The 1744-nt window shown below is 50.5% G+C and carries 2 rRNA genes; both read right to left on the bottom strand.

The window, feature by feature from the left end:
• Position 1: 1 nt before the first annotated feature.
• Positions 2-116: ribosomal RNA gene (gene rrf, locus SH09_RS13850) — 5S ribosomal RNA — on the bottom strand.
• A gap of 78 nt (positions 117-194) precedes the next feature.
• Positions 195-1744: ribosomal RNA gene (locus tag SH09_RS13845) — 23S ribosomal RNA — on the bottom strand; the annotation flags it as partial.

Below are 1744 nucleotides of genomic sequence, written 5' to 3'. Positions count from 1 at the left end.
TGCCTGGCAACGTCCTACTCTTGCGGAACGTAAGTCCGACTACCATCGGCGCTAAGGAGCTTAACTTCTGTGTTCGGCATGGGAACAGGTGTGACCTCCTTGCCATTGTCACCAGACAATGAAATGTATTAAATTATACATTCAAAACTAGATAGTAAGTAAAATATAATTACCAATCAAAACGGTTTATAAAATTGATTAAGTCTTCGATCGATTAGTATTCGTCAGCTCCACGTATCGCTACGCTTCCACCTCGAACCTATTAACCTCATCATCTTTGAGGGATCTTATAACCGAAGTTGGGAAATCTCATCTTGAGGGGGGCTTCATGCTTAGATGCTTTCAGCACTTATCCCGTCCATACATAGCTACCCAGCGATGCCGTTGGCACGACAACTGGTACACCAGAGGTATGTCCATCCCGGTCCTCTCGTACTAAGGACAGCTCCTCTCAAATTTCCTACGCCCACGACGGATAGGGACCGAACTGTCTCACGACGTTCTGAACCCAGCTCGCGTACCGCTTTAATGGGCGAACAGCCCAACCCTTGGGACCGACTACAGCCCCAGGATGCGATGAGCCGACATCGAGGTGCCAAACCTCCCCGTCGATGTGAACTCTTGGGGGAGATAAGCCTGTTATCCCCGGGGTAGCTTTTATCCGTTGAGCGATGGCCCTTCCATGCGGAACCACCGGATCACTAAGTCCGTCTTTCGACCCTGCTCGACTTGTAGGTCTCGCAGTCAAGCTTCCTTATGCCTTTACACTCTATGAATGATTTCCAACCATTCTGAGGAAACCTTTGAGCGCCTCCGTTACTCTTTAGGAGGCGACCGCCCCAGTCAAACTGCCCATCTGACACTGTCTCCCACCATGATAAATGGTGCGGGTTAGAAATCCAACACAGCGAGGGTAGTATCCCACCAACGCCTCCACGTAAGCTAGCGCTCACGTATCAACGGCTCCTACCTATCCTGTACAAGCTGTGACGAATTTCAATATCAGACTACAGTAAAGCTCCACGGGGTCTTTCCGTCCTGTCGCGGGTAACCTGCATCTTCACAGGTACTATGATTTCACCGAGTCTCTCGTTGAGACAGTGCCCAAATCGTTACGCCTTTCGTGCGGGTCGGAACTTACCCGACAAGGAATTTCGCTACCTTAGGACCGTTATAGTTACGGCCGCCGTTTACTGGGGCTTCGATTCGTAGCTTCGCAGAAGCTAACCACTCCTCTTAACCTTCCAGCACCGGGCAGGCGTCAGCCCCTATACATCACCTTACGGTTTAGCAGAGACCTGTGTTTTTGATAAACAGTCGCTTGGGCCTATTCACTGCGGCTCTCCTGGGCGTTAACCCTAAAGAGCACCCCTTCTCCCGAAGTTACGGGGTCATTTTGCCGAGTTCCTTAACGAGAGTTCGCTCGCTCACCTTAGAATTCTCATCTTGACTACCTGTGTCGGTTTGCGGTACGGGCACCACACTTCTAGCTAGAGGCTTTTCTTGGCAGTGTGAAATCAACGACTCGAGGAAACAATTTCCTCTCCCCATCACAACTTGACCTTAAGAGTACCGGATTTGCCTAATACTCAGTCTCATTGCTTGGACGTGCACTCCAACAGCACGCTTCGCCTATCCTACTGCGTCCCCCCATCGCTTAAAACGAATTATGGTGGTACAGGAATATCAACCTGTTATCCATCGCCTACGCCTGTCGGCCTCAGCTTAGGACCCGACTAACCCA

It is taken from the genome of Staphylococcus gallinarum (assembly GCF_000875895.1).
GTDB lineage: Bacteria > Bacillota > Bacilli > Staphylococcales > Staphylococcaceae > Staphylococcus > Staphylococcus gallinarum.
The sequence above is the reverse complement of the archived record's forward strand: the minus strand, read 5'-3'. Positions and strand labels throughout refer to the sequence as shown.